Annotated in this window: 20 protein-coding genes; all 20 read left to right on the top strand. The window is 65.3% G+C overall.

Annotation, left to right across the window (positions count from 1 at the left end; all coding sequences use genetic code 11):
• Positions 1-31 precede the first annotated feature (31 nt).
• On the top strand, positions 32-304 hold the full coding sequence (gene rpoZ / locus K323_RS0109905) for a DNA-directed RNA polymerase subunit omega (RefSeq protein ID WP_022885130.1): 273 nt from the start codon (positions 32-34) through the stop codon (positions 302-304).
• 20 nt (positions 305-324) lie between these two features.
• Complete coding sequence (coaBC, locus tag K323_RS0109900) at positions 325-1,554, top strand: bifunctional phosphopantothenoylcysteine decarboxylase/phosphopantothenate--cysteine ligase CoaBC (RefSeq protein WP_022885129.1); 1,230 nt, start codon at positions 325-327, stop codon at positions 1,552-1,554.
• Between the two features lie 112 nt (positions 1,555-1,666).
• Positions 1,667-2,860 (top strand): methionine adenosyltransferase, encoded by a 1,194-nt coding sequence (metK, locus tag K323_RS0109895; RefSeq protein ID WP_022885128.1) that lies wholly within the window; start codon positions 1,667-1,669, stop codon positions 2,858-2,860.
• A 46-nt stretch (positions 2,861-2,906) separates the two neighbouring features.
• The gene (locus tag K323_RS0109890) at positions 2,907-4,961 is read left to right on the top strand and encodes a primosomal protein N' family DNA-binding protein (RefSeq protein WP_022885127.1); all 2,055 of its coding nucleotides are present in this window, start codon (positions 2,907-2,909) and stop codon (positions 4,959-4,961) included.
• Positions 4,962-5,879: a methionyl-tRNA formyltransferase gene (fmt, locus tag K323_RS0109885; RefSeq protein ID WP_022885126.1), complete on the top strand. Its 918-nt coding sequence runs from the start codon at positions 4,962-4,964 to the stop codon at positions 5,877-5,879.
• Positions 5,876-7,390, top strand: a complete 1,515-nt coding sequence (locus tag K323_RS0109880) for an RsmB/NOP family class I SAM-dependent RNA methyltransferase (RefSeq protein WP_084697157.1) — start codon at positions 5,876-5,878, stop codon at positions 7,388-7,390. The genes fmt and K323_RS0109880 overlap by 4 nt, the downstream gene beginning before the upstream one ends.
• 39 nt (positions 7,391-7,429) lie before the next feature.
• Positions 7,430-8,098: a ribulose-phosphate 3-epimerase gene (gene rpe / locus K323_RS0109875; protein ID WP_022885124.1), complete on the top strand. Its 669-nt coding sequence runs from the start codon at positions 7,430-7,432 to the stop codon at positions 8,096-8,098.
• 12 nt (positions 8,099-8,110) lie between these two features.
• Positions 8,111-8,374, top strand: coding sequence for a phosphoribosyl-ATP diphosphatase (locus K323_RS0109870; RefSeq protein WP_022885123.1), 264 nt, complete (start codon positions 8,111-8,113; stop codon positions 8,372-8,374).
• A 92-nt stretch (positions 8,375-8,466) separates the two neighbouring features.
• Positions 8,467-9,306: an ATP phosphoribosyltransferase gene (gene hisG, locus K323_RS0109865; RefSeq protein ID WP_022885122.1), complete on the top strand. Its 840-nt coding sequence runs from the start codon at positions 8,467-8,469 to the stop codon at positions 9,304-9,306.
• A 2-nt stretch (positions 9,307-9,308) separates the two neighbouring features.
• Positions 9,309-10,073: an imidazole glycerol phosphate synthase subunit HisF gene (hisF, locus tag K323_RS0109860; protein WP_022885121.1), complete on the top strand. Its 765-nt coding sequence runs from the start codon at positions 9,309-9,311 to the stop codon at positions 10,071-10,073.
• Entirely contained in the window at positions 10,070-10,432 is a 363-nt protein-coding gene (gene hisI / locus K323_RS0109855) for a phosphoribosyl-AMP cyclohydrolase (protein WP_022885120.1), read from the top strand. The genes hisF and hisI overlap by 4 nt, the downstream gene beginning before the upstream one ends.
• A 53-nt stretch (positions 10,433-10,485) precedes the next feature.
• On the top strand, positions 10,486-11,970 hold the full coding sequence (locus K323_RS0109850; RefSeq protein ID WP_425402275.1) for an anthranilate synthase component I: 1,485 nt from the start codon (positions 10,486-10,488) through the stop codon (positions 11,968-11,970).
• Positions 11,971-12,684 carry a Trp biosynthesis-associated membrane protein gene (locus K323_RS25290; RefSeq protein ID WP_022885118.1) on the top strand — a complete coding sequence of 238 codons (714 nt, stop codon included), beginning with the start codon at positions 11,971-11,973 and terminating at the stop codon, positions 12,682-12,684.
• Positions 12,685-12,717: 33 nt separating this feature from the next.
• Positions 12,718-12,942, top strand: a complete 225-nt coding sequence (locus K323_RS0109840; RefSeq protein ID WP_022885117.1) for a DUF6704 family protein — start codon at positions 12,718-12,720, stop codon at positions 12,940-12,942.
• Between the two features lie 4 nt (positions 12,943-12,946).
• Positions 12,947-13,717 carry an indole-3-glycerol phosphate synthase TrpC gene (gene trpC / locus K323_RS0109835; protein WP_022885116.1) on the top strand — a complete coding sequence of 257 codons (771 nt, stop codon included), beginning with the start codon at positions 12,947-12,949 and terminating at the stop codon, positions 13,715-13,717.
• A complete protein-coding gene (gene trpB, locus K323_RS0109830) occupies positions 13,717-14,928 on the top strand; it encodes a tryptophan synthase subunit beta (RefSeq protein WP_022885115.1) in 1,212 nt (403 codons plus the stop codon). Before trpC ends, trpB begins: the two co-directional genes overlap by 1 nt.
• Complete coding sequence (gene trpA, locus K323_RS0109825; protein WP_022885114.1) at positions 14,925-15,782, top strand: tryptophan synthase subunit alpha; 858 nt, start codon at positions 14,925-14,927, stop codon at positions 15,780-15,782. The genes trpB and trpA overlap by 4 nt, the downstream gene beginning before the upstream one ends.
• A 69-nt stretch (positions 15,783-15,851) precedes the next feature.
• Complete coding sequence (gene lgt, locus K323_RS25285) at positions 15,852-16,871, top strand: prolipoprotein diacylglyceryl transferase (protein WP_022885113.1); 1,020 nt, start codon at positions 15,852-15,854, stop codon at positions 16,869-16,871.
• 130 nt (positions 16,872-17,001) lie between these two features.
• Positions 17,002-21,579: a glutamate synthase large subunit gene (gene gltB, locus K323_RS0109815; RefSeq protein WP_022885112.1), complete on the top strand. Its 4,578-nt coding sequence runs from the start codon at positions 17,002-17,004 to the stop codon at positions 21,577-21,579.
• Entirely contained in the window at positions 21,572-23,029 is a 1,458-nt protein-coding gene (locus K323_RS0109810; RefSeq protein ID WP_022885111.1) for a glutamate synthase subunit beta, read from the top strand. The genes gltB and K323_RS0109810 overlap by 8 nt, the downstream gene beginning before the upstream one ends.
• Positions 23,030-23,060: the final 31 nt, after the last annotated feature.

Raw genomic sequence — 23,060 nt, 5'->3', positions numbered from 1 at the left:
CTGCGATTCGCAGCACTGAAGGAGTTTCACCATGGCCACCAAGCCCACCGGCATCATCGACCCGCCCATCGACGACCTGCTCTCCAAAGTTGATTCCAAGTACGCGCTCGTGATCTTCGCCTCGAAGCGTGCGCGTCAGATCAATGACTACTATGCAGACCTGCACGAGGGCAGCCTGTTCGACAACGTCGGACCCCTGGTCGACTCGACCATCGACGACAAGCCGCTCTCGGTCGCACTGCGCGAGATCAACGAGGACAAGCTCATCGCGCGTCCCCTCGTTCCGACCACTCCCGCCGAATAAGCTTCCCTGCCGGAGACCGGGTGTCGCAGCATCGCACGATCGTCGTCGGAATCGCCGGCGGTATTGCGGCGTACAAGGCGGTGAGTGTCGTGCGAGCATTTGTGCTGCAGGGTCACTCCGTGCACGTTGTGGCGACGGATGCCGCGCTCCGGTTCATCGGCAAGCCCACCCTGGAGGCGATCTCCCGAAACCCGGTGCACTCTGACCTCTACGAGGGCGTCGCAGAGGTGCGTCACGTTGCCATCGGCCAATCGGCCGACCTCATCGTGATCGCGCCGGCGACGGCGAACACCATCGCAAAGCTCGCCACGGGGCTGGCAGACGACCTGTTGGGGAATGCCGTTCTCGCCAGTACGGCGCCGCTCGTCATTGCTCCGGCGATGCACACCGAGATGTGGAACAACCCGGCAACGGTCGCCAACATTGCGACACTTCGCTCGCGCGGCGTGACCATCGTCGGCCCGGGCTCCGGCCGGCTCACTGGGTCGGACACCGGCCCAGGACGAATGAGTGAGCCGGACGAGATCGTTGAGGCCGCCACAGCTGTCCTCGCAACGGAAGGTCGCGATTCAGGCTCCGGTACGGTGGGCGACCTCGCGGGCAAGCGCGTTGTGATCAGTGCCGGCGGCACCAGGGAGCCGCTGGATCCCGTGCGATTCCTCGGAAACCGCTCCAGCGGGAAGCAGGGCGTCGCCCTGGCGACTGCCGCTGGTGCACGCGGGGCATCCGTCACGCTGATCGGCGCGAACCTGGAGGTCGCGGTTCCGGATGGTCTTCGGCGGACAATCAACGTCGGGACAACACTCGAACTGCAGGAAGCCATGGACGAGGCGGCGCGCGAAGCCGACCTGGTGATCATGGCCGCGGCCGTCGCAGACTACCGACCCACAGAGGTGCGCCAGGGCAAAATTCGCAAGGAGGAGACCGGTGACACCCTCACGCTTGAACTCGTGAAGAACCCGGACATCCTGGCCGGTCTTGTCGCGACTCGAAGCGGCAACCAGCTGATCGTCGGATTTGCAGCGGAGACCGAACCCGATGACGATCGACTGCTGGAGATCGGGCGCGCGAAGCTCGTGCGAAAGGGATGCGATTTCCTCGTCATCAACCGTGTCGGCTGGCAGGAGGGGTTCGCCGTAGACGACAACCGGGTCCTGGTGCTCGATCGAGGCGGCGATATAGTGGCAGAGGCCGCCGGGAGCAAGATGTCGGTGGCCGACCGCATACTTGATGTGGTTGCCGGGACCTAGGTCCGCCAGTGCGAAACAGGCCGTCTTCGAGTCTGAACACGCAGTGCGAGCGCACCACTCGCATCCGGCATCCGTTCCATTGAACATTTGTTCCTGAGCAGAGACGGGCACCATGACTGAACTTCGCCTCTTCACTTCTGAGTCCGTGACCGAAGGACACCCAGACAAGATCTGCGACCAGATCTCTGATTCGATTCTCGACGCGCTCCTGGCCGAAGACCCGAACAGTCGTGTGGCTGTTGAGACGCTTGTCACAACCGGGCTCGTGCATGTTGCCGGAGAGGTGTCGACGAAGGCGTACGTGGAGATTCCCTCGATCGTGCGAAAGTGCATCACTGACATCGGTTATAACTCCTCTGACGTGTGGTTCGACGGGCGTTCCTGCGGTGTCGAGATCTCCATCGGCGGCCAGTCACCCGACATTGCGCAGGGTGTGGACGATGCCTACGAGACTCGCGAGGAAGACAGCGTCGATGACTTCGACCGCCAGGGTGCAGGCGATCAGGGAATCATGTTCGGGTACGCCACCACGGAGACCCCGTCGCTGATGCCGATACCGATCTGGATCGCACATCGCCTGGCTGAGCGCCTCGCCGCCGTGCGCAAGTCTGGAGAGCTGACGTACCTGCGCCCGGATGGCAAGACACAGGTCACCATCGGGTACGAGGGTTCTGTGCCCCGTACCGTCGACACCGTGGTGCTGTCGACGCAGCATGCGCCGTCCGTGTCGACACACCGCCTGCGCGCCGAAGTCGAAGAACTCGTGATCCGGCCGGTGCTTGCCGGCGTTGAACTTGACTCGACGGCGTTGAAGGTCATGATCAATCCCACCGGTCGCTTCGAGATCGGTGGGCCGCAGGGAGACGCCGGGCTGACCGGGCGCAAAATCATCATTGACACCTACGGGGGTGCCAGCCGCCACGGCGGGGGAGCGTTCAGCGGTAAAGACCCGTCGAAGGTGGACCGCTCAGCTGCCTACGCCATGCGCTGGCTGGCCAAGAACGCCGTCGCCGCCGGATTTGCGGAGCGCCTCGAAGTGCAGATCGCCTATGCCATCGGCAAGTCGGCACCGGTCGGGCTCTACGTGGAGACGTTCGGAACCGGTGCGCTGCCAGACGAGCAGATCTCCCGCGCAATCAACGAGGTGTTCGACCTGCGACCGGCCGCCATCATCCGTTCGCTCGACCTGCTGCGGCCGATCTACGCCCAGACGGCCGCCTACGGCCACTTCGGTCGCGAGCTTCCCGACTTCACCTGGGAGCGTCTCGACCGGGTGGACGAGCTGAAAAGCGCAGCCGGACTCTGACCGATGAGGCACAGCACGTGGTGGCACAGCACGAGGTGACAGCACTATGACGGGCACCGGGCGCATCGCGCGGGTGCTGATCGACTCTCCGTTGCCACAGCTTGACCACCTTTTCGACTATCGAATCCCCGATGAGCTTTCCGGAACAGCCCGGCCGGGAGTGCGGGTCACCGTGCCATTTCGGCAGGCCGGACGTACGGCAGCCGGCTACCTGGTCGAGGTCGTTGCGGCCGATGAAAACAGCGCCGATGAAAGCACTGCCGGCGAGCAAGGTGCTTCGGCCGGGTCGACGGATGCGCCCTTCCGCGGCACGCTGAGCCCGCTTGAGTCTGTCGTCTCCGCGGTGCCGGTGCTGAGCCCCGGCGTCTGGCAGCTGGCGCGCCGGGTGGCGGACCGCGCGGCGGGAACAGCGAGTGACGTTCTGCGACTGGCGATTCCACCCAGACAGGTGCGGGTCGAGAAGGCGTGGCTGGCCGCGGCAGAGGCACAAACCCCCGAGGCACAAACCACCGAGGTGCGAACCCCCGAGGCACAAACCTCTGTGCCTCAATTCACCGACTACGAACCGGGGACACTGGCGCGGGCGCTCGACGGCCACAGATTGGCGGTTGCCGCTGTGCCAAAACTGGTGCCACTGGCCGACGGGAAGACCATCGGGGCCTGGGCTCGCACCATGGCGGAGCTTGCCGCCGCGACCGTTGCAACGGGTCGCACGGCCATTGTGGTGGTGCCCGACTACCGCGACCAGGACCAGGTACAGGCAGCACTCGACGCCCTGGTGCCGGCCGAAACAGTGAGCCGCGTCGATGCGCGCCAGTCGAATCCCGATCGATACCGGGCATTTCTCGCTTGCCTGGCGGGGCAGCCGCGCATCGTTCTCGGCAATCGGTCTGCTGTGTATGCCCCGGCCGAGAACCTCGGGCTGATCGCGCTGTGGGATGACGGTGACCCGCTGCATGCCGAGCCGCTGAGTCCGTACGTGCACGCACGGGACGCCGCGCTAGTACGACAGGAGCAGACCGGATGCGGCCTCGTGCTACTCGGCCAGTCCCGGAGCGTTGAGGCCCAGCGGCTCGTCGAGCTCGGGTGGCTGAGCGACGTGCGGCCAGAACGCGCCGTGCACCCGAAGGTGATCCCGACCGAGATGCAGAATCCAGCGGATGAGTACGCCAGGATCGCGCGCATTCCGACGGCGGCGTGGCAGGCGGCAAAAGCGGCACTCGAGAACGGTCCCGTGTTGGTGCAGGTGGCCAGCCCCGGTTACGCGCCGGTTCTGGCCTGCCAGAGCTGCAAACACTCGGCGAGGTGCACGCGGTGCCAGGGCCCGCTCGGTCTCGCATCCAGGGGGGCCATGCCGTCGTGCCGCTGGTGCGGAGCGCTGGCTGCCGACTGGACGTGCGCGCACTGCGAAGGCCGCACCTACCGTCTGGTGACAGTTGGTGCAGGCCGAACAGCAGAAGAGCTCGGCCGCGGTTTTCCGGGCGTGCGCGTGCTGATCGCCGATGGTGACCACCCGGTGCAGCAGATCGGCAGCGAGCCCGCCCTGGTGATCGCCACCCGCGGAGCGGAACCAATCCCAGCGGGTGGGTACCGTGCGATCCTCCTGCTTGACGGCGAACGGATGCTGGCCAGGGAGTCATTGAGAGTGGGGGAGGACTGTCTTCGCTGGTGGGCGAACGCTGCTGCACTTGCAGCGCCAGGTGCCCCCGTTGTGCTGGTCGGAGTCGGTGGCGGCCTGGCGCGGGCGCTGAACTCCTGGCGACCGGATGCCTACGCGGCACGTGAACTCGCCGACCGGCAGACGCTCCGATTTCCGCCTGCCGTACGCATCGCATCCGTCACCGGCGCAGAAAGCGACGTGCAAGCGGCGCTGGGCGATCTGGCTCAGGGGCCGAGTGTCGACGTGCTCGGACCGGTGACCAGTGAGCCGGGAATGGTGCGGGCCATCGTGCGCTTTGCCTATTCGGAGGGCGATGCCGTCGCCGCTTCGCTCAAGGCGGCCGTCGTGCGGAACGCGAGTCGACGTCGCAGGCCGAAAGGCGGTGCCGGCCGTGCGGCACCTACACTCAGAATACGATTCGACGACCCGGAGCTGCTCTGAATGAAACTCGTTTTCGCCGGTACTCCGGCCGCTGCCGTGCCGAGCCTTCTTGCCCTGGCCGCGTCCGATCACGAGATCGTGTCCGTGGTGTCTCGCGCCGACGCGCCGCTCGGGCGGAAGCGGGTGCTGACCCCGTCGCGGGTGGCGCTGGCAGCAGCCGAACTCGGGCTCGGCATCGTGAAGACCAACCGCCTGGATGACGCAGCAACGGCAACGATTGCCACCCTGGGTGCAGACCTCGGAGTCATTGTGGCTTACGGCGGTCTCGTGCGTGAACCCCTGCTCTCTGCTCCGCGACTGGGCTGGATCAACCTGCACTTCTCGCTGCTGCCGCGCTGGCGGGGCGCCGCGCCGGTGCAGCGCGCAGTCATCGCCGGTGACGAGGTAACCGGTGCGGCCGTGTTCCAGCTGGTGCCGGAGCTCGATGCGGGAGACGTGTTCGCAACCAACACGATGCCGATCGACGAGCGAGCGACCGCCGGCTCGTTGCTCGACGCATTGAGCCACACCGGGGCCGACCTGCTCCTCGGAGTGGTGAACTCCCTCGCCGTCGGCACCGCGGTTTCGCACTCGCAGCGGGGTGAAGTGACGCTGGCGCCGAAGCTGACCCTCGATGACGCGAGGGTCGACTGGTCCGAGCCCGCGTCATCCGTGCACAACCGCGTGAGGGGCGTGACTCCAGAGCCAGGCGCGTTCACACTGGTCGGCCAAGACCGCTTCAAGCTCCTCGAAACGGTACTGGCGACCGGTCTTGAGGCGCTGCCACCCGGCGTGATTCGCCGCGTCGACCAGCGGGTTCTTGCCGGCACCGGATCCGACCCGATCGAGATTCTCCGAGTGCAGCCGGCCGGGAAGAGGCCGATGCTTGCCGCAGACTGGTGGCGCGGGGTCGGCGCGCGGGAAGTGAGCGCAGAGTGAGCGAGAAGAGCGAGTCACGGGGCAAAGGCACTGGGCAGACTGTGGGCAACGGCTCCGCGCGCGGTCCTGAACGCGGCCGTGAACACGGCCGAGCGCAATCACGCACCGGGGAGTTTGTACAGCCGGCCAGGCGAATCGCCTACGAGGTCATTGCCGCAGTCGGTGACTCCGACGCCTACGCCAATCTGCTGCTGCCGACAAAGATCAAACGGGCGCGCCTCAGCCAGGCAGACGCGGCCCTGGCCACCGAGCTCACCTACGGAACCCTGCGGATGCAGGGTTTCTACGATCGGGTGATCTCGCTGGCCGCGGCGAGGCCGGTGACGTCGATCGACCCGGCGATACTCGACGTGCTGCGCCTCGGAACCCACCAGTTGCTCGCAACGCGGGTGGCAACCCACGCGGCCGTGAACGAGTCGGTTGTTCTGGCCAGGCAGGTCGGCTCGCGGTCGGCGACCGGGTTCTGCAACGGTGTGCTTCGAGCAATCTCCCGCACCAGTGCTGATGAATGGCGTGAGCAAGTGCTGGCCGGTGCGAAGAACGAAGACGAGGCATTCGCGGCCGAACACTCTCACCCGGTCTGGGTGGTGCGGGCGTTCCGGCAGGCGCTCAGGGCAGAGGGGCGGGAGAACGAGCTGGCCGATCTCCTTGCTGCAGACAACGCTGCACCACGGGTGAACATGGTTGTGCTTCCCGGACTTTCCGGGGTCGAGGCAGACGACGGCGACGCGGCCGCCACTGGCCCGACCCACGGTCTCGGTGAGGCAGACCGCTATTCTCCGGTCGGTTTCACGCTGGCCGGGGGAGACCCGCTTGAGCTTGTCACGGAGTACGCAGGGCGCGTCAGGGTTCAAGACGAAGGCTCGCAACTCGCGGCACTCAGTCTGAGCAGGGCGAGGCCAATCGCTGCTGGCGAACGCTGGCTCGACCTCTGCGCCGGCCCGGGAGGCAAGGCCGTGTTGCTCGGTGCTGAGGCACGGCGGGGTGGAGCAAAACTGTTCGCGAACGAGCTCATTCCTGCGCGCGCCGGCCTGGTGCGGAACGCTCTCGCTGCACTGCCGGAGGAGGTGCCGGTCTGGGAGCTGGACGGCACGGGTGTCGGCGCCAGTCACCCAGACACCTTCGACCGCATCCTCCTTGATGCACCGTGCACCGGGCTCGGCGCATTGCGCCGGCGACCAGAGGCACGCTGGCGCAAGCAGCCGACGGATGTCGCGGCGCTGTCCGTTCTGCAGTCGGAGTTGATCGATTCGGCGCTCCACGCGCTGAAGGTCGGCGGGATCCTCGCCTATGTGACCTGCTCGCCGCACCTCGGGGAGACACAGGGGATCGTGGCGACCGCGTTGAAGTCATGGGGCGAGAGCGTTCGCACGCTCGACACGGCGGCTATCGTGCAAGGGATCGCGCGGAACGAGCTCGATCTGGCGGGTGATTCCGGCAGCGTGCAGCTCTGGCCGCACCGCCACGGCACCGACGCTATGTTCATCACCCTCCTCGAGCGCACGGCCTGACCTGCGGATGCCGCTGACGCGCCCGGTAAAGTGAAGGCCATGCCGATCAGGATCAATCCGAGTATTCTCGCCGCCGATTTTGTCAATTTCGAGCGTGAGCTGAACAGCATTCCCACCGCTGATCTGGTGCACGTCGACGTCATGGACAACCATTTTGTGCCGAACCTCACGTTCGGGCTTCAGATGGTCAAGCGATTGCAAGAGGTGTCACCCCTTCCGCTCGACGTGCACCTCATGATCGACGATCCCGACCGGTTCGCCCCAGGCTATGCCGAGGTCGGCGCGTCCTTTGTCACCTTCCATGCCGAGGCAACCCAGGAACCCGTTGCGCTGGCTCGTACTCTTCGTTCTCTCGGCGCCCACGCGGGCATCGCCCTGAAGCCGGGAACCGATGTCACTGGGTACCTCGATCACATCGACGAATTCGATCAGATCCTGATCATGACCGTCGAACCCGGCTTCGGCGGTCAGAGGTTCCAGGAGTCCGTGATGCCGAAACTCCGCACGGTCGCTGACGTCGTCCGTGAACGGGGACTTGATGTGTGGTTGCAGGTCGATGGCGGTATCAATGAGAAGACGATCGTGATAGCGGCCGAGGCAGGCGCAGACACCTTCGTTGCCGGCTCCAGCATCTTCGCGACCGGTGATCCGGCGGAACAGGTCACCCGGCTCCGTGAAACGGCGACTGCCCACTCGCACGCGCACTAGTAGCCTGTAGAGGTGAAAACTTTCGACGACCTCTTCGCCGGGCTCCAGGAGAAGGCGCGCACCAGGCCGGAAGGCTCAGGCACCGTGCGTGAACTGGACGCCGGGGTGCACGCGATCGGCAAGAAGATCGTGGAAGAGGCCGCAGAGGTCTGGATGGCCGCGGAGTACCAGAGCGACGAGGAGACCGCGGAAGAGATCTCACAGCTGCTCTACCACCTGCAAGTCCTGCTTCTCGCGAAGGGGCTCACCCCCGCCGATGTGTACCGACATCTGTGATCTGGCGCCGTACTGATGAACACCGTACTGATGAACACAGTGCTGACGCACCCCAGATGACCACGTAGACCACTCAGCGCAGAAAGTAACTCATGCTCAGAATCGCCGTCCCCAACAAGGGCACTCTGTCCGAAATCGCCGCCCAGATGCTGTTCGAAGCCGGTTACACCGGCCGCAGCGACCCGCGCGACCTCGTCGTTTCCGATCCACGCAACGACGTCGAATTCTTCTATCTGCGCCCGCGCGACATCGCCACCTATGTCGGCTCAGGCGCACTCGACGTCGGAATCACCGGCCGTGACTTCCTCCTCGACTCTCACTCTCCAGCCCTCGAGATCGCCAGCCTCGACTTCGGCGACTCCACCTTCCGGTTCGCCGGGCCGGCTGGCCGCTTCCGTGAACTCTCCGACATGACCGGACTCCGCGTCGCGACCAGTTTTCCGGGCCTGGTCGAGACATTTCTCGCAGAACACGACGTCAGCGTCGAGTTGGTCACCCTCGACGGAGCCGTCGAATCTGCTGTGCAGTTGGGCGTTGCGGATGCCGTGGCCGACGTCGTCTCCACCGGCTCAACGCTGAGAAAGGCCGGCCTGGAGATCTTCGGCCCGGTCATCCTCGTGTCAACAGCGGTGCTCATCAGCTCGGCCAACGACAATCCCGGCATTTCCACCCTGCTGCGCCGACTTCAGGGAGTGGTGGTCGCCAGGCAGTACGTGATGATGGACTACGACATTCCGCTCGCCAAGCTCGATGAGGCGGCCGCTCTGGCCTCTGGAATGGAGTCTCCGACCGTATCGTCCCTGCACGACCCGGACTGGGTCGCGGTCAGGGTGATGATCCCGCGCGTCGACATGAATCTGGTGATGGACTCGCTGTACGACCTCGGAGCCCGCGCCATCCTGATCAGTACGATCCACAACGCCCGGTTGTAGTCATGAGCCTCTCTGTACGTGTGATCCCCTGCCTCGACGTGGCCGCCGGTCGCGTCGTGAAGGGTGTCAACTTCCTGAACCTCCGCGACGCCGGGGATCCGGTCGAGCTCGCCAAGCGCTACTACGAGCAGGGCGCAGACGAACTCACCTTCCTCGATGTCACGGCAACTGTCGACAACCGTTCGACAACCTACGACGTGGTGCGGGCGACGGCGGAACAGGTGTTCATCCCGCTCACCGTCGGAGGCGGCATCCGCAGCGTTGATGACGTCGCGAGACTCCAGGCCAGCGGCGCAGACAAGGTCGGGGTGAACAGTGCGGCGATAAGTCGGCCAGGGCTGATCAACGAGATCGCCGATCGGTACGGCGCGCAGGTTCTGGTGCTCTCACTCGACGTGAAGAGAAGTGAGCGAACCGCATCCGGTTTTGTCGTCACCACCCACGGCGGTCGCACAGAGACCGACCTCGACGCACTCGAGTGGGCGGCGGCCTCGATCGAACGTGGCGTTGGCGAGCTTCTGGTGAACTCGATCGACGCCGACGGCACCAAACAGGGTTTCGACATCGAACTTATCGAGGCGATGCGCGCCATCAGCAGAGTGCCCGTCATCGCCTCTGGTGGAGCGGGGAAGGCCGCGGACTTCCCGCCTGCCATCTCTGCCGGCGCCGATGCAGTTCTGGCTGCGTCGGTCTTCCATAACGCGGAACTGACGGTTGGCGACGTCAAGCGAGAGCTGACGGATGCCGGAATGGTGGTACGAACATGACGACAGAACAGGATCTCGACCGGGCCGTCTTCTCCACGGGTGACCTCCTGCCCGCTGTCATTCAGCAGTGGGACACCGGCGAGGTGCTCATGCTCGGCTGGATGGACCGCGAAGCGATGCGACGAACGCTGACCGAGGGCCGCGTGACCTTCTGGTCGCGCAGCAGGCAGGAATACTGGCGAAAAGGCGACACCTCGGGAAACGTGCAGTTTGTGCGTTCCGCCGCGCTTGACTGCGACGGCGACACCCTCCTGGTGAAGGTGGACCAGATCGGTGCGGCCTGCCACACCGGAACCCACACGTGTTTCGACGGCCGAGCAGTTGATGTGGTCGTTTTGCCAGGGGAGAGTTCATCGTGAGTCCCGCAGCCGAACCGAGCACCGGCTCCACTACCGAAGGTCAGTTCCGTGCACTGATCGACGAGTACCGGGTGATTCCGGTCATCCGCGAACTCTTCGCAGACGGCGAGACGCCGGTCGGCATCTTCCGCAAACTCGCGAACGGTGTGCCCGGCAGTTTCCTGCTCGAATCGGCAGAGCAGGGCGGCATCTGGTCGCGATTCTCCTTTGTCGGCGTCTCCTCCTTCGGCGTGCTCAGCCAGGAGGGCGATGCGGCTCGCTGGCTCGACTATGGAATCAGCGCAGAGCGTGCAATCGGCGATGCGGCATCCGGTGGCCCGCTCGACGTGCTCGCCCACCTGTTCCAGCGCTGGCAGACACCGAGGCTGCCCGGCCACCCGCCGCTCACCGGCGGTCTCGTCGGCTTCATTGGCTGGGAGGCGATTCGCCAGCTCGAGCGGCTCCCGAACCAGCCGCCGGCCGACTACGACGTGCCAGGGCAAGCATTCAGCTTTGTTGCCGACCTCGTCGTCCTCGACCATAAGTACGGCACCGTCCAGCTCATCGCCAACGTGCTGAACGACGATACCGATTCGACGGATGCCCTCTGGTCCGGCGCACAGGAACGCCTCGATTCACTGCAGCGAAGGCTCGCACAACCCGGCGAAGCCTGGCTCGCTGAGGTTGACCTGTCGACGCCTGCCTCGCCCGTCAACCGCACGGAACGCGCAGACTTCCTGGCCGCTGTCGAGACGTCAAAGCAGTACATCGTCGACGGCGACATCTTCCAGGTTGTGGTCTCGCAGCGCTTCGACCAGGAGTGCACCGCGCATCCGATCGATGTGTACCGGGTGCTGCGCAGCCTGAACCCCAGCCCATACATGTATCTCCTCAGCCTCGAGTCCCCGGCCGGCGACCCGTACTGGATTGTCGGCTCGTCACCAGAAGCCCTCGTGAAGGTGCAGAACGGACGCGCGTTCACGCATCCGATAGCCGGCTCTAAGCCGCGCGGGGCGACCCCGGAAGCCGACGCAGACTACGAGGCAGAACTCGCTGGAGACCCGAAGGAACGCGCAGAACACCTGATGTTGGTCGACCTGGCGCGCAACGACCTGCTCAAGGTGTGCACGGCCGGTTCCGTTGAGGTGACCGAGTTCATGCGCATCGAGCGGTTCAGCCACATCATGCATCTCGTCTCCTCTGTCGAAGGCGATATCCGTCCAGGACAGGACGCGATCGACGTGTTTCGGGCGACTTTCCCAGCCGGCACGCTCTCCGGCGCGCCGAAACCACGGGCCCTCGAGATCATCGACGAGCTCGAACCCGTTCAGCGCGGCGTGTATGGGGGAGTGGTCGGCTACTTCGGCTTCGCCGGCGACGCCGACCTCGCAATCGCGATCCGCACCGCCACCATCGCAGACGGAGTCGCCCGCGTGCAGGCAGGTGGCGGCCTTGTCGCCGACTCCGACCCGGCATCGGAGTACCAGGAGTCGCAGAACAAGGCGGCCGCCCCGCTGCGGGCCGTCGCGGTGGCCAACGCCATGCGGCGAGTGTCGTAGATGTCCGACACAGCGAAGCCCCTGCGAACGAATGCCGCGGGCAGTCGTCGGCTCAAACTCGGGCTCATCGTCGCCGTGCTACTCGCCAGCGCACTGGCGCTGCTCGCCTGGACGCAGGTCTGGATCAACGCCCAGGTTGCCATCGCCGGGCACGGTGGGGCGATGCAGCCGCTCGCGGTCGACGGCGCCCACGCTGCCCCTGCCTTGACTGCACTCGCACTGGCAGGGCTGGCTCTTGCGGGCGCCCTCAGCATCGCTGGTGTGATCATCCGCATCATCCTCGGCATTCTGGAGGTCCTGCTCGGGGTCTCGGTGTTCATCTCGGCCATCTCGGCGATAGTCGACCCCTCCGCGGCCAGCGCCGCCGCATACACCGCGCTCACGGGAATCGCAGGCAAGGAGTCCTCCCTGATCGGCACCGTCGACCCGGCACCGACTTTCTGGCCCTGGATCGCGATCCTCGCGGCCGGCATCATGGTGATCGCGGGCCTCGGAATCGTCTTCTCCGCCCGCCGGTGGCAGGGCCCCACCAAGCGATACCAGGCGACCCGTTTTGAGCCGGTGAGCGACCAGGAAGACGACCGAAGCCACGACGCTGTCGACGACTGGGATGAGCTGAGCCGCGGCGACGACCCGACGACCGATCCGACGACCGATCCGACGACCGACCCGACGACTGGACCGACGACCGGACCAACGACTGGCCCCCGCTAGACTTGGAGGGCACTGTCACGCAGAAGGAGAACAATGAGCATCGAGTCAGTCGACCCTGGTCACGGGCACTCGCTGGCGGCATGGACCGCTGTCACGATCATGCTGGTGGCGTTTGTCATCGGCACCGTCGCTTTCTTCTTGGATATGCAATGGCTGGTCTGGGCGTCCGCTGCGCTGCTGGTCGCCGGACTGATCGTTGGCTGGATCATGGCTCGTGTCGGCTACGGCGCCAACAGCTCGTCATCGACGAGCCACTGACCCGGTGTTGAACGAACTCCTGGCCGGTGCCCTCGCCGACGCCGAGGAGCGTAGACAGGCCAGGCCTGCCACGGTCGTCGAGACTGCCGCAACTGAGCGCCCGGCTGCGCTTGACGCGCTGGCCGCGCTCGCTCCTGCAGATCAGGTCAAGATCATCGCCGAGGTCAAGCGCGCCAGCCCCTCTCGCGGTGCCCTGGCGGAGATTGCCGACCCCGCGGCCCTCGCCGTCTCCTACGAGGCCGGTGGGGCGAGTGCCATCAGCGTGCTGACAGAGGGTCGCCGTTTCGGAGGGTCGCTCGACGACCTCGAACAGGTGCGCGCTGCGGTGACCGTGCCCGTTCTGCGCAAGGACTTCATCGGCGATCCGTACCAGGTGTTCGAAGCCAGGGCCTCTGGCGCCGACCTGGTGCTGCTGATCGTCGCAGCACTCGACCAGCCAACCCTGTTGTCGCTGCACGGACTCATCCGTGAACTGGGGATGACCGCGCTGGTCGAGACGCACAGCGCGGAGGAGATCTCCCGCGCCCTCGACATCGGCGCGGAGCTGGTCGGCGTGAATGCCCGTAACCTCTCAACGTTCGAACTCGACCAGGACCTCTTCGGCCAGCTGGCGGATCGGATCCCATCCGGTGTCATCAGGGTCGCGGAGTCTGCGGTGAAGACGGCAGCAGACGTCGCCCATTACCGCCAGTCCGGCGCAGACGTGGTTCTCGTCGGCGAAGCCCTGGTCACGAGTGACCCTGTTCGCACCCTCGAAGAATTCCTGGCGGTCTGATGTCTTTACGAACTGAATCCGGTCCATACTTCGGCGAGTTCGGCGGCCGTTTTGTCCCCGAATCGCTCATCGCGGCGCTGGACGAACTGACCGAGGAGTACGCCCTCGCTCGCACTGACCCGGCGTTCGCCGCAGAGCTGGGCGAACTGCACCGCAGCTATACCGGCCGACCGTCGATCATCACGGAAGTCCCGCGCTTCGCCGCGCACGCCGGGGGAGCCCGCGTCATACTGAAGCGTGAAGATCTGAACCACACCGGGTCGCACAAGATCAACAATGTGCTCGGCCAGGTGCTGCTCACCAGACGAATCGGCAAGACCAGGGTCATCGCGGAAACCGGCGCAGGCCAGCACGGCGTCGCCACGGCAACCGCCGCGGCACTGTTCGGGCTCGACTGTGTGATCTACATGGGCGAAGTCGACACCGAGCGTCAGGCACTCAACGTTGCCCGCATGCGCCTGCTCGGCGCCGAAGTCGTGCCCGTCACGACCGGGTCCCGTACCCTGAAAGACGCCATCAACGACGCCATGCGCGACTGGGTCACCAACGTCGGCAACACCAACTACATATTCGGAACTGTCGCCGGCCCGCATCCGTTCCCCGCCATGGTGCGGGACTTCCAGAAGATCATCGGAGAGGAAGCCCGCGGCCAGGTCCTTGAGCTCACCGGTCGTCTCCCCGACGCCGTCACGGCCTGCGTCGGCGGCGGATCGAACGCCATCGGCATCTTCCACGCGTTCCTCGACGACCCAGAGGTCGGCCTGTACGGTTTCGAGGCAGCGGGTGAGGGAATCGACACGCCGAGGCACGCCGCAACCATCACCAAGGGGCGCCCCGGCGTGCTGCACGGCGCCCGCAGTTTCCTGCTGCAGGACGAAGACGGGCAGACCATCGAGTCCCATTCCATTTCCGCGGGGCTGGATTACCCCGGGGTTGGTCCGGAGCACTCCTGGCTCGCGAGCATCGGTCGGGCCGAGTACCGCCCGGTGACCGATGCGGAAGCGATGGACGCGTTCCGGCTGCTCAGCCGCACGGAGGGGATCATCCCGGCGATCGAGTCTGCCCACGCCCTCGCCGGCACGCTGAAGCTTGGCCGGGAGCTCGGCAAGGACAGCACCATCCTGGTCAACCTCAGTGGCCGCGGCGACAAGGACATGGAAACCGCTGGTCGCTACTTCGACCTGCTCGACGAAGGTGCGACACAATCATGAACCCGGATGCGCAGAATCCGCCGGCGCAGAATTCATCGGCACAGAGTCCGGCAGCAGCGAGTCCTGTTGAACGCAGGATTGCGCTGCGCAAGGAGGCCGGTTCCGGCGCACTGATCGGCTATCTTCCCGTCGGCTTCCCCAGCCTGGCGGAGAGCATCGACGCGGCCGTCGCGCTCGCCCAGAACGGCGTTGACGTGATCGAACTCGGACTGCCTTACTCCGACCCGGTGATGGACGGCACGGTGATCCAGGCGGCCACACAGAAGGCTCTCGCCGGTGGTTTCCGACTGCGACACGGTTTCGAGGCGATCACCGCCATCACTGCCCAGGTCGATGCACCGGTGCTGGTCATGACCTACTGGAATCCCGTCGTGCAGTACGGCGTCGACCGGTTCGCCGACGATCTGGCCGCTGCAGGTGGCGCCGGCCTCATCACTCCAGACCTCATCCCGGACGAAGCGCACGACTGGCTCGCCGCCAGCGAGAGAACCGGACTCGACCGGGTCTTCCTTGCCGCGCCGTCGTCGTCCGACGCCAGGCTCACCCAGGCCGTCGATGCCAGCCGGGGATTCGTCTACGCTGTCTCGACCATGGGAATCACCGGTGCACGGACAGACGTCGACTCTGCGGCACGCATCCTCGTCGAACGACTGCGTTCGGCAGGTTCTACCAGTGCCTGCGTGGGCCTTGGGATCTCAACGGCAGACCAGGTCCGCGAGATCCTGGCGTACGCAGACGGCGCCATCGTTGGGTCCGCCCTGGTCAGGGCGCTGGCCGACGGTGGCGTGGATGCGCTCGGCCGGCTGGCCGGGGAGCTCTCGGCGGGCACCCGCGACGCGGCCGCTTCGAACTAGGGTAAATTGGCCGGGGCGATCCGCCACGGCCGCGGGTGACCACGCGTCACGACGAAAGGTATTACACAGGTGTCAGTGCTGCAGGTAATCCAGAGCATCCCGAGCCCCGGTCCGGAGTGGCGCTTCTTCGAGCTCGGTCCGTTCACCATCCACTACTACGCCCTGTGCATCCTCGCCGGCATCATCGCCGCAACGATCTTCACCTCACGCCGGCTGACCAATCGCGGTGCAGAGCCGGGAATCGTCCTCGACATTATCCTCTGGGCGGTCCCGATCGGTATTATCGGCGCCCGCTTTTACCATGTCTTCACCCACCCCGGCGACTACTTCTACGACGGCGCAGACCTGTTGCGCACTCTCTACATCTGGGAAGGCGGGAACGCCATCTTCGGCGCACTCCTCGGTGGTGCCGTCGGCGCGTACATCGGCTCCAGGATGACGGGCATCAGGTTCTGGTCATTCGCGGACGCCCTGGCTCCCGGGATGCTCCTCGCCCAGGCGATGGGCCGACTCGGCAACTACTTCAACAATGAGCTCTTCGGTCTCCCGACCACTCTTCCGTGGGGACTCGAGATCAGTCAGGACAACCCGGCTTTCCCCGTCGGCCTGCCAGAGGGAACCCTCTTCCACCCCACTTTCCTGTACGAGATCATCTGGAACCTCGCCGGGATTGCCGTCATCCTGTTCCTGGAGCGCAAGATCAATCTGCGCTGGGGCAAGGCATTCGGCGTCTACCTGATCTGGTACGGCGTCGGGCGCAGTTTCTTCGAGTCGATTCGCGTCGACCCGAGCGAGATCCTCCTGGGCATCCGCACCAACGTGTGGGCGGCATTCGCCGCCGTCATTGTCGGGCTCATCATCATCCTGGTGCAGCGCAGGCGGCACACGGGTGCCGAACTCAGCCCCTACCTGCCCGGCCGAGCGTGGCAACGCCCGGATCCGGACGCTGACGACGACACGGATGTCGAATCAGCTGATGTAGGATCTGACCACACCGATTCCGATTCCACGCAACACGGCAGCGACGCCACCCAGCAGGATGAGTCGGTGGAGTCCGCAGCCACAAGCACACGCGGCCCCAACGCCTAGACCGGGTAACCCCCGATTTGTGTCCCGGCCTCGTCCCCTTCTTCGACTGGCCGGTTTCCATCCCCTGAGCGGGCCAGCGTCGTCCCTCGGTACTGCCTGTGCAGTGCCATTCACAACGTGAGGACGATCAATGGCAGTGACAGCTCCCCACTCCCGGTTCGGCATGATCCCGGAGCGGCAAGGACTCTACGACCCCGCCGACGAACGGGATGCCTGTGGGCTGGCCATGGTGGCCACGCTCCGGGGCACACCGGGGCACGACATCATCACCGCCGCCCTCGACGCACTGCGCAACCTGGAGCACAGGGGCGCCGTCGGCTCCGATGCCGGAACCGGTGACGGCGCGGGCATCATCACGCAGATCCCCGATCTCTTCCTCCGCGCCGTCACTGGCTTCACCCTGCCGGCCCCTGGCAGGTATGCCGTCGGCAACGTCTTCCTCCCGACTGATCCGACAGCGCGCAGCGCCATCAAGCGACAACTGGCGGCCCTCGCGGCGACAGAAGGTCTCGATGTTCTCGGCTGGCGCGAGGTCCCCGTGCGACCTGACGAAGTGGGAAACCTTGCTCGCGCCGCCATGCCGGCCATCCAGCAGCTGTTCCTCCAGAGCAAGCGCACGAACGCGTCCGGTGCATCCCTCGGTGGAATCGAGCTCGACCGCCAGGCCTTCCGGCTGCGCAAGCGCGCAGAGCGGGAACTGGAGCTCTATTGCGCATCGCTGTCGTGCCGCACCCTGGTCTACAAGGGCATGGTCACCACGCTGCAACTCGAGCCGTTCTACCCAGACCTCTCCGACGAGCGGTTCGCCTCCACGCTCGCCCTGGTGCACTCCCGGTACTCCACGAACACCTTTCCGTCGTGGCCACTTGCCCAGCCGTTCCGGATGATCGCCCACAACGGCGAGATCAACACTGTGCAGGGAAACCGCAACTGGATGCGGGCTCGCCAGTCCCAGCTCGAGTCCGAACTGCTCGGTGACATCGCCCCCTTGCTTCCGATCGTCACCCCGGGTGCAAGCGACTCTGCGTCGTTCGACGAGGTGGTCGAACTGCTCAGTCTCTCCGGGCGATCCCTGCCGCACGCGGTGATGATGATGGTGCCGGAGGCCTGGGAGAACCAGCCGGGTCTTGACGCCACCAGGCGCGATTTCTACGAGTACCACTCGATGCTGATGGAGCCGTGGGACGGCCCGGCGGCGATCGTCTTCACCGACGGTTCGCTGGTCGGCGCGACGCTCGACCGCAACGGCCTCCGGCCCGGCCGCTACCTGATCACCGATGACGGGCTGGTCGTCCTTGCCAGCGAGATCGGTGTCCTCGATATCGACCCAAGCCGCGTTGTACGCAAGGGACGCCTGCGCCCCGGCAAGATGTTCCTCGTCGACACGGTCGCCGGGCGTCTCATCGAAGATGACGAGATCAAGGCAGAACTTGCCGCGAGCGAGCCATGGGGCGACTGGCTGGAGGCCGGGCGCATCAACCTCGCCGACCTGCCTGAACGAGAGCACATCGTGCACCCGCCGGCATCCGTTGTACGTCGCCAGCGCACCTTCGGCTACACGGAGGAGGAAGTGCGCATCCTACTCGCTCCGATGGCACGCACCGGCGCTGAGCCGCTCGGAGCCATGGGATCAGACACACCCATCGCCGTGCTCAGCAAGCGCCCCCGTCTACTGTTCGACTACTTCACCCAACAGTTCGCGCAGGTCACCAACCCGCCGTTGGACTCGATCAGGGAAGAGGTCGTCACCTCCCTGCAACTCGGCATCGGGCCGGAGCGCAACCTGCTCTCCGCCGGTGAAGAGCACGCCAGGCAGGTGGTACTCGACTTCCCCGTGATCGACAATGACGAACTCGCCAAGATCCAGCACATCGACACGGCGCCCGGCAGTCGCACCACCCACACTGTGCGCGGTCTCTATCGATTCGACGAGGGTCCAAGCGCCCTGGCGAACCGCCTGGACGCGATCTGCGCCGAGGTCGACGAGGCGATCGCGGCCGGCGCTCATTTCATCGTGCTCTCCGACCGGGACTCGAACAAAGACCTCGCTCCCATCCCGTCGCTTCTGCTCATCGCAGCTGTGCACCACCACCTGATCCGTACAGAGAACCGGATGCGGGTCGGACTCATCGTCGAAGCTGGCGACGTTCGCGAGGTGCACCAGGTTGCCCTGCTGATCGGTTACGGCGCTTCTGCGGTCAACCCGTACCTCGCCATGGAATCGTGCGAAGACCTGGTACGCAGCGGATTCATCACCGGCGTCACTCCTGAGCAGGCGGTCCGCAACGTGATTAAGGCGCTCGGCAAGGGCGTGCTGAAGATCATGTCGAAAATGGGTATCTCAACCGTCTCTTCCTACGCCGGGGCACAGGCCTTCGAAGCGCTCGGCCTCGGCCAGGAGTTCATCGACCAGTACTTCACCGGAACCACGAGCAAGCTCGGCGGTGTCGGCCTCGAGACCATCGCGGCTGAGAACCTGGACAGGCACACCTCCGCGTACCCGGAGGATGCCGTGGTCACGGCCCACGAACGCCTCGCGACCGGTGGGGAGTACCAGTGGCGCAGGGACGGTTCACCTCATCTGTTCAACCCAGAGACGGTGTTCCGACTGCAGCATTCCACCCGCACCAGGCGTTATGACGTGTTCCGCGAGTACACGAAGCTGGTTGACGACCAGGCAGAGACCCTGATGACGCTGCGCGGCATGTTCAAACTCAAGACCGGTGCCCGCATGCCGATCCCGCTCGACGACGTCGAATCAGTGGAGTCGATCGTCAAGCGATTCTCGACCGGGGCCATGAGTTACGGGTCGATCTCGCAGGAGGCACACGAGACACTCGCGATCGCCATGAACCGCCTGGGCGCGAAGTCGAACACGGGGGAGGGCGGCGAAGATCTCGAGCGGTTGCTCGATCCAGAGCGCCGGAGCGCGATCAAGCAGGTCGCATCCGGGCGGTTCGGGGTCACCAGCATGTACCTCACCCATGCCGAAGACATCCAGATCAAGCTCGCGCAGGGTGCAAAGCCGGGGGAGGGTGGTCAGCTGCCACCCACGAAGGTGTACCCCTGGGTGGCCCGCACCCGACACGCGACGGCCGGGGTCGGGCTGATCTCGCCGCCACCGCACCATGACATCTACTCGATCGAAGACCTCAAGCAGTTGATCTTCGATCTCAAGCGCGCCAACCCGAAGGCCAGAATCCACACCAAGCTGGTCAGCCAGTCCGGTATCGGGGCGGTTGCTGCGGGGGTTGCGAAGGCACTCTCGGACGTGATTCTGGTGTCCGGCCATGACGGCGGCACAGGTGCAAGCCCTCTCAACTCCCTCAAGCACGCCGGAACACCGTGGGAGCTTGGCCTGGCCGAGACGCAGCAGACGCTCATGCTGAACGGCATGCGCGAGCGCGTGGTGGTGCAGGTCGACGGGCAGCTGAAAACCGGCCGCGATGTCATCGTCGGCGCCCTGCTCGGAGCAGAGGAGTTCGGGTTTGCGACCGCACCGCTGATCGTTGAGGGTTGCATCATGATGCGTGTTTGCCACCTGGACACCTGCCCGGTGGGGGTTGCGACGCAGAATCCCGAGCTGCGAAAGCGCTTCAGCGGCAAAGCAGAATACGTGGTGAACTTCTTCGAGTTCATCGCACAGGAAGTCAGGGAGTACCTCGCCGAACTCGGCTATCGCTCGCTGGAGGAAGCAGTCGGGCACCATGAACTCCTCGACATGGACGGCGCCCTTGAGCATTGGAAGGCGTCTGGCCTTGACCTGACTCCGATCCTGGTCGGCCCGGACTTCTCCGGTGCAGAGCCCCGCCGGTTCAGCAGGCCCCAGGAGCATGATCTCGACGCGCACTTCGACAACGAGTTGATCCGCCAGAGCAGAAGCGCGCTCGAGAACGGCGGGCCGGTACAGATCAGCCTGCCGATCCGCAACACCGAACGTGCGGTCGGAACCATGCTCGGGCACGAGGTGACTCTGCGGCACGGTGAGCACGGACTTCCCACAGGAACAATCGACGTCACCCTCAGCGGCTCTGCCGGACAGTCCTTCGGGGCGTTCCTGCCGAGCGGAATCACGTTGCGTCTCGTCGGCGACTCGAATGACTACGTCGGCAAGGGTCTCTCCGGCGGCCAGATCATCGTGCGGCCAGACCCAGGGAGCGTGTTCGCGGCCGAACGCAACGTGATCGCGGGCAACGTCATCGGTTATGGAGCGACCCAGGGGAGCATGTTCATCCGCGGAATCGTCGGTGAGCGTTTCCTGGTGCGAAACTCCGGTGCGACCGCCGTCGTCGAAGGCGTCGGCGATCACGCTCTCGAGTACATGACCGGCGGTCTCGCCGTGATCTTGGGAAGCACCGGTCGCAACTTCGGCGCAGGGATGTCGGGAGGGACGGCGTACGTGTACCGGCTCCGCACGGAGGCGGTGAACCGCCAGTCCCTCGACGCGGGAGAGCTTGAGCTCCTGCCGCTCGGGAGCGCGGACACGGAGATCGTGCGCGATCTGCTTGAACAACACCTCGCCGAGACAGGCTCCGCCCTGGCCGCCAGGCTACTCGCCGACCCTGCCAAGACGATGTCCGAGTTTGTCAAAGTCCTGCCACGTGACTACGCCGCTGTTCTGGAGACCAGGCGCACAGCTCTCGATGAAGGCCTCGACCCAGACGGCGACGTCGTCTGGAACCGCATCCTGGAGGTGACGAATGGCTGACCCCAAGGGTTTCCTGAAGAACACCGAGCGCGAACTTCCCGCCCGGCGCCCGGTATCTGTTCGCCTCATGGACTGGAAAGAGGTCTATGAAGCCGGCGATTCTGCCGTGCTCAAGCGTCAGGCCGGTCGCTGCATGGACTGCGGCGTGCCGTTCTGTCACCAGGGCTGCCCGCTGGGCAACCTGATTCCAGAGTGGAATGACCTCATCTGGCGCGACGAGGGCCACCAGGCCATCGAGCGGCTGCACGCCACCAACAACTTCCCCGAGTTCACCGGGAGGCTGTGCCCTGCACCCTGCGAGTCATCGTGCGTGCTCGGCATCAACCAGCCAGCCGTCACGATCAAGCAGGTCGAGGTCTCGATCATCGACCAGGCGTTCGCCAACGGCTGGGTACAGCCGCAGCCTCCTGGGCGACTGACCGGTAAGACCGTTGCCGTCGTCGGTTCGGGTCCGGCCGGACTCGCTGCAGCCCAGCAGCTTACCCGCGCCGGGCACACGGTGGCCGTCTTCGAGCGGGACGACCGTATCGGCGGACTGCTGCGATACGGCATTCCTGACTTCAAGATGGAGAAGAAGCACCTGGAAGCCCGCCTCGCCCAGATGACGGCGGAGGGCACCAGGTTCCGTGCCGGCGTGTCGATCGGAGTAGACATGAGCTGGGATGAGTTGCGCTCCCGGTATGACGCAGTGGTGATCGCCACCGGTGCGATGGTGCCGCGCGACCTGCCCATCCCCGGCCGCGACCTGCCAGGTGTGCACTTCGCCATGGAGTACCTGGTGCAGCAGAACAAGGTCGGCGCCGGCGACAGGGTCGACGGACAGATCACGGCAGAGGGCAAGCACGTGGTCGTCCTCGGCGGCGGCGACACCGGCGCAGACTGCATCGGCACCGCGCACCGCCAGCTGGCGGCATCCGTCACCAACCTGGCCATCGGAACACAGCCGGGCACCACCCGCCCAGACCACCAGCCGTGGCCATTGTCACCGACCCTCTTCGAGGTATCGAGCGCCCACGAAGAAGGCGGCACCCGCCAATACCTCGCTTCGACGGTGGAGTTTCTCTCGAATGAGGCAGGGGAAGTGCGAGCGATCAGGGTCGCCGAGACCGAATACCTTGACGGTCGCCGCGTGCCGAAGGCCGGCAGCGAACGTGAGATTCCCGCCGACCTGGTGCTTCTTTCGCTCGGGTTCACCGGACCTGAATCACAGGATCTCTCGCACCAGCTTCAGCTTCCGTTCGACGAGCGGGGTAATGTCGAACGTGATGGGGATTACCAAACCAGTCACGAGGGCGTGTTTGTTGCCGGAGATGCCGGCCGCGGCCAGTCCCTCATCGTCTGGGCGATCGCAGAAGGGCGGGCAGCGGCATCCGCAGTTGACCGTTTCCTCGAAGGAGATACACTGCTGCCGGCCCCGGTGAAGCCCACCGACCGGCCCTTCGTCATCTGACTTTCCCCCCATACCCAAAGGCACGAGTACG

The sequence above is a fragment of the Glaciibacter superstes DSM 21135 genome (genome assembly GCF_000421145.1).
Classification (GTDB): Bacteria; Actinomycetota; Actinomycetes; order Actinomycetales; family Microbacteriaceae; genus Cryobacterium; species Cryobacterium superstes.
Note: the sequence above shows the minus strand (reverse complement) of the source record. Positions and strands in the feature narration are given on the sequence as shown.

Excerpts from the sequence above, each read along its gene's own strand:
- K323_RS25290 (WP_022885118.1), top strand. The coding sequence starts at position 11,971 with ATGTCCGACACAGCGAAGCCCCTGCGAACGAATGCCGCGGGCAGTCGT.
- fmt (WP_022885126.1), top strand. The coding sequence starts at position 4,962 with ATGAAACTCGTTTTCGCCGGTACTCCGGCCGCTGCCGTGCCGAGCCTT.
- rpe (WP_022885124.1), top strand. The coding sequence starts at position 7,430 with ATGCCGATCAGGATCAATCCGAGTATTCTCGCCGCCGATTTTGTCAAT.
- metK (WP_022885128.1), top strand. The coding sequence starts at position 1,667 with ATGACTGAACTTCGCCTCTTCACTTCTGAGTCCGTGACCGAAGGACAC.
- K323_RS0109810 (WP_022885111.1), top strand. The coding sequence starts at position 21,572 with ATGGCTGACCCCAAGGGTTTCCTGAAGAACACCGAGCGCGAACTTCCC.
- K323_RS0109840 (WP_022885117.1), top strand. The coding sequence starts at position 12,718 with ATGAGCATCGAGTCAGTCGACCCTGGTCACGGGCACTCGCTGGCGGCA.
- gltB (WP_022885112.1), top strand. The coding sequence starts at position 17,002 with ATGGCAGTGACAGCTCCCCACTCCCGGTTCGGCATGATCCCGGAGCGG.
- hisF (WP_022885121.1), top strand. The coding sequence starts at position 9,309 with ATGAGCCTCTCTGTACGTGTGATCCCCTGCCTCGACGTGGCCGCCGGT.
- trpB (WP_022885115.1), top strand. The coding sequence starts at position 13,717 with ATGTCTTTACGAACTGAATCCGGTCCATACTTCGGCGAGTTCGGCGGC.
- rpoZ (WP_022885130.1), top strand. The coding sequence starts at position 32 with ATGGCCACCAAGCCCACCGGCATCATCGACCCGCCCATCGACGACCTG.
- K323_RS0109890 (WP_022885127.1), top strand. The coding sequence starts at position 2,907 with ATGACGGGCACCGGGCGCATCGCGCGGGTGCTGATCGACTCTCCGTTG.
- hisI (WP_022885120.1), top strand. The coding sequence starts at position 10,070 with ATGACGACAGAACAGGATCTCGACCGGGCCGTCTTCTCCACGGGTGAC.
- hisG (WP_022885122.1), top strand. The coding sequence starts at position 8,467 with ATGCTCAGAATCGCCGTCCCCAACAAGGGCACTCTGTCCGAAATCGCC.
- trpA (WP_022885114.1), top strand. The coding sequence starts at position 14,925 with ATGAACCCGGATGCGCAGAATCCGCCGGCGCAGAATTCATCGGCACAG.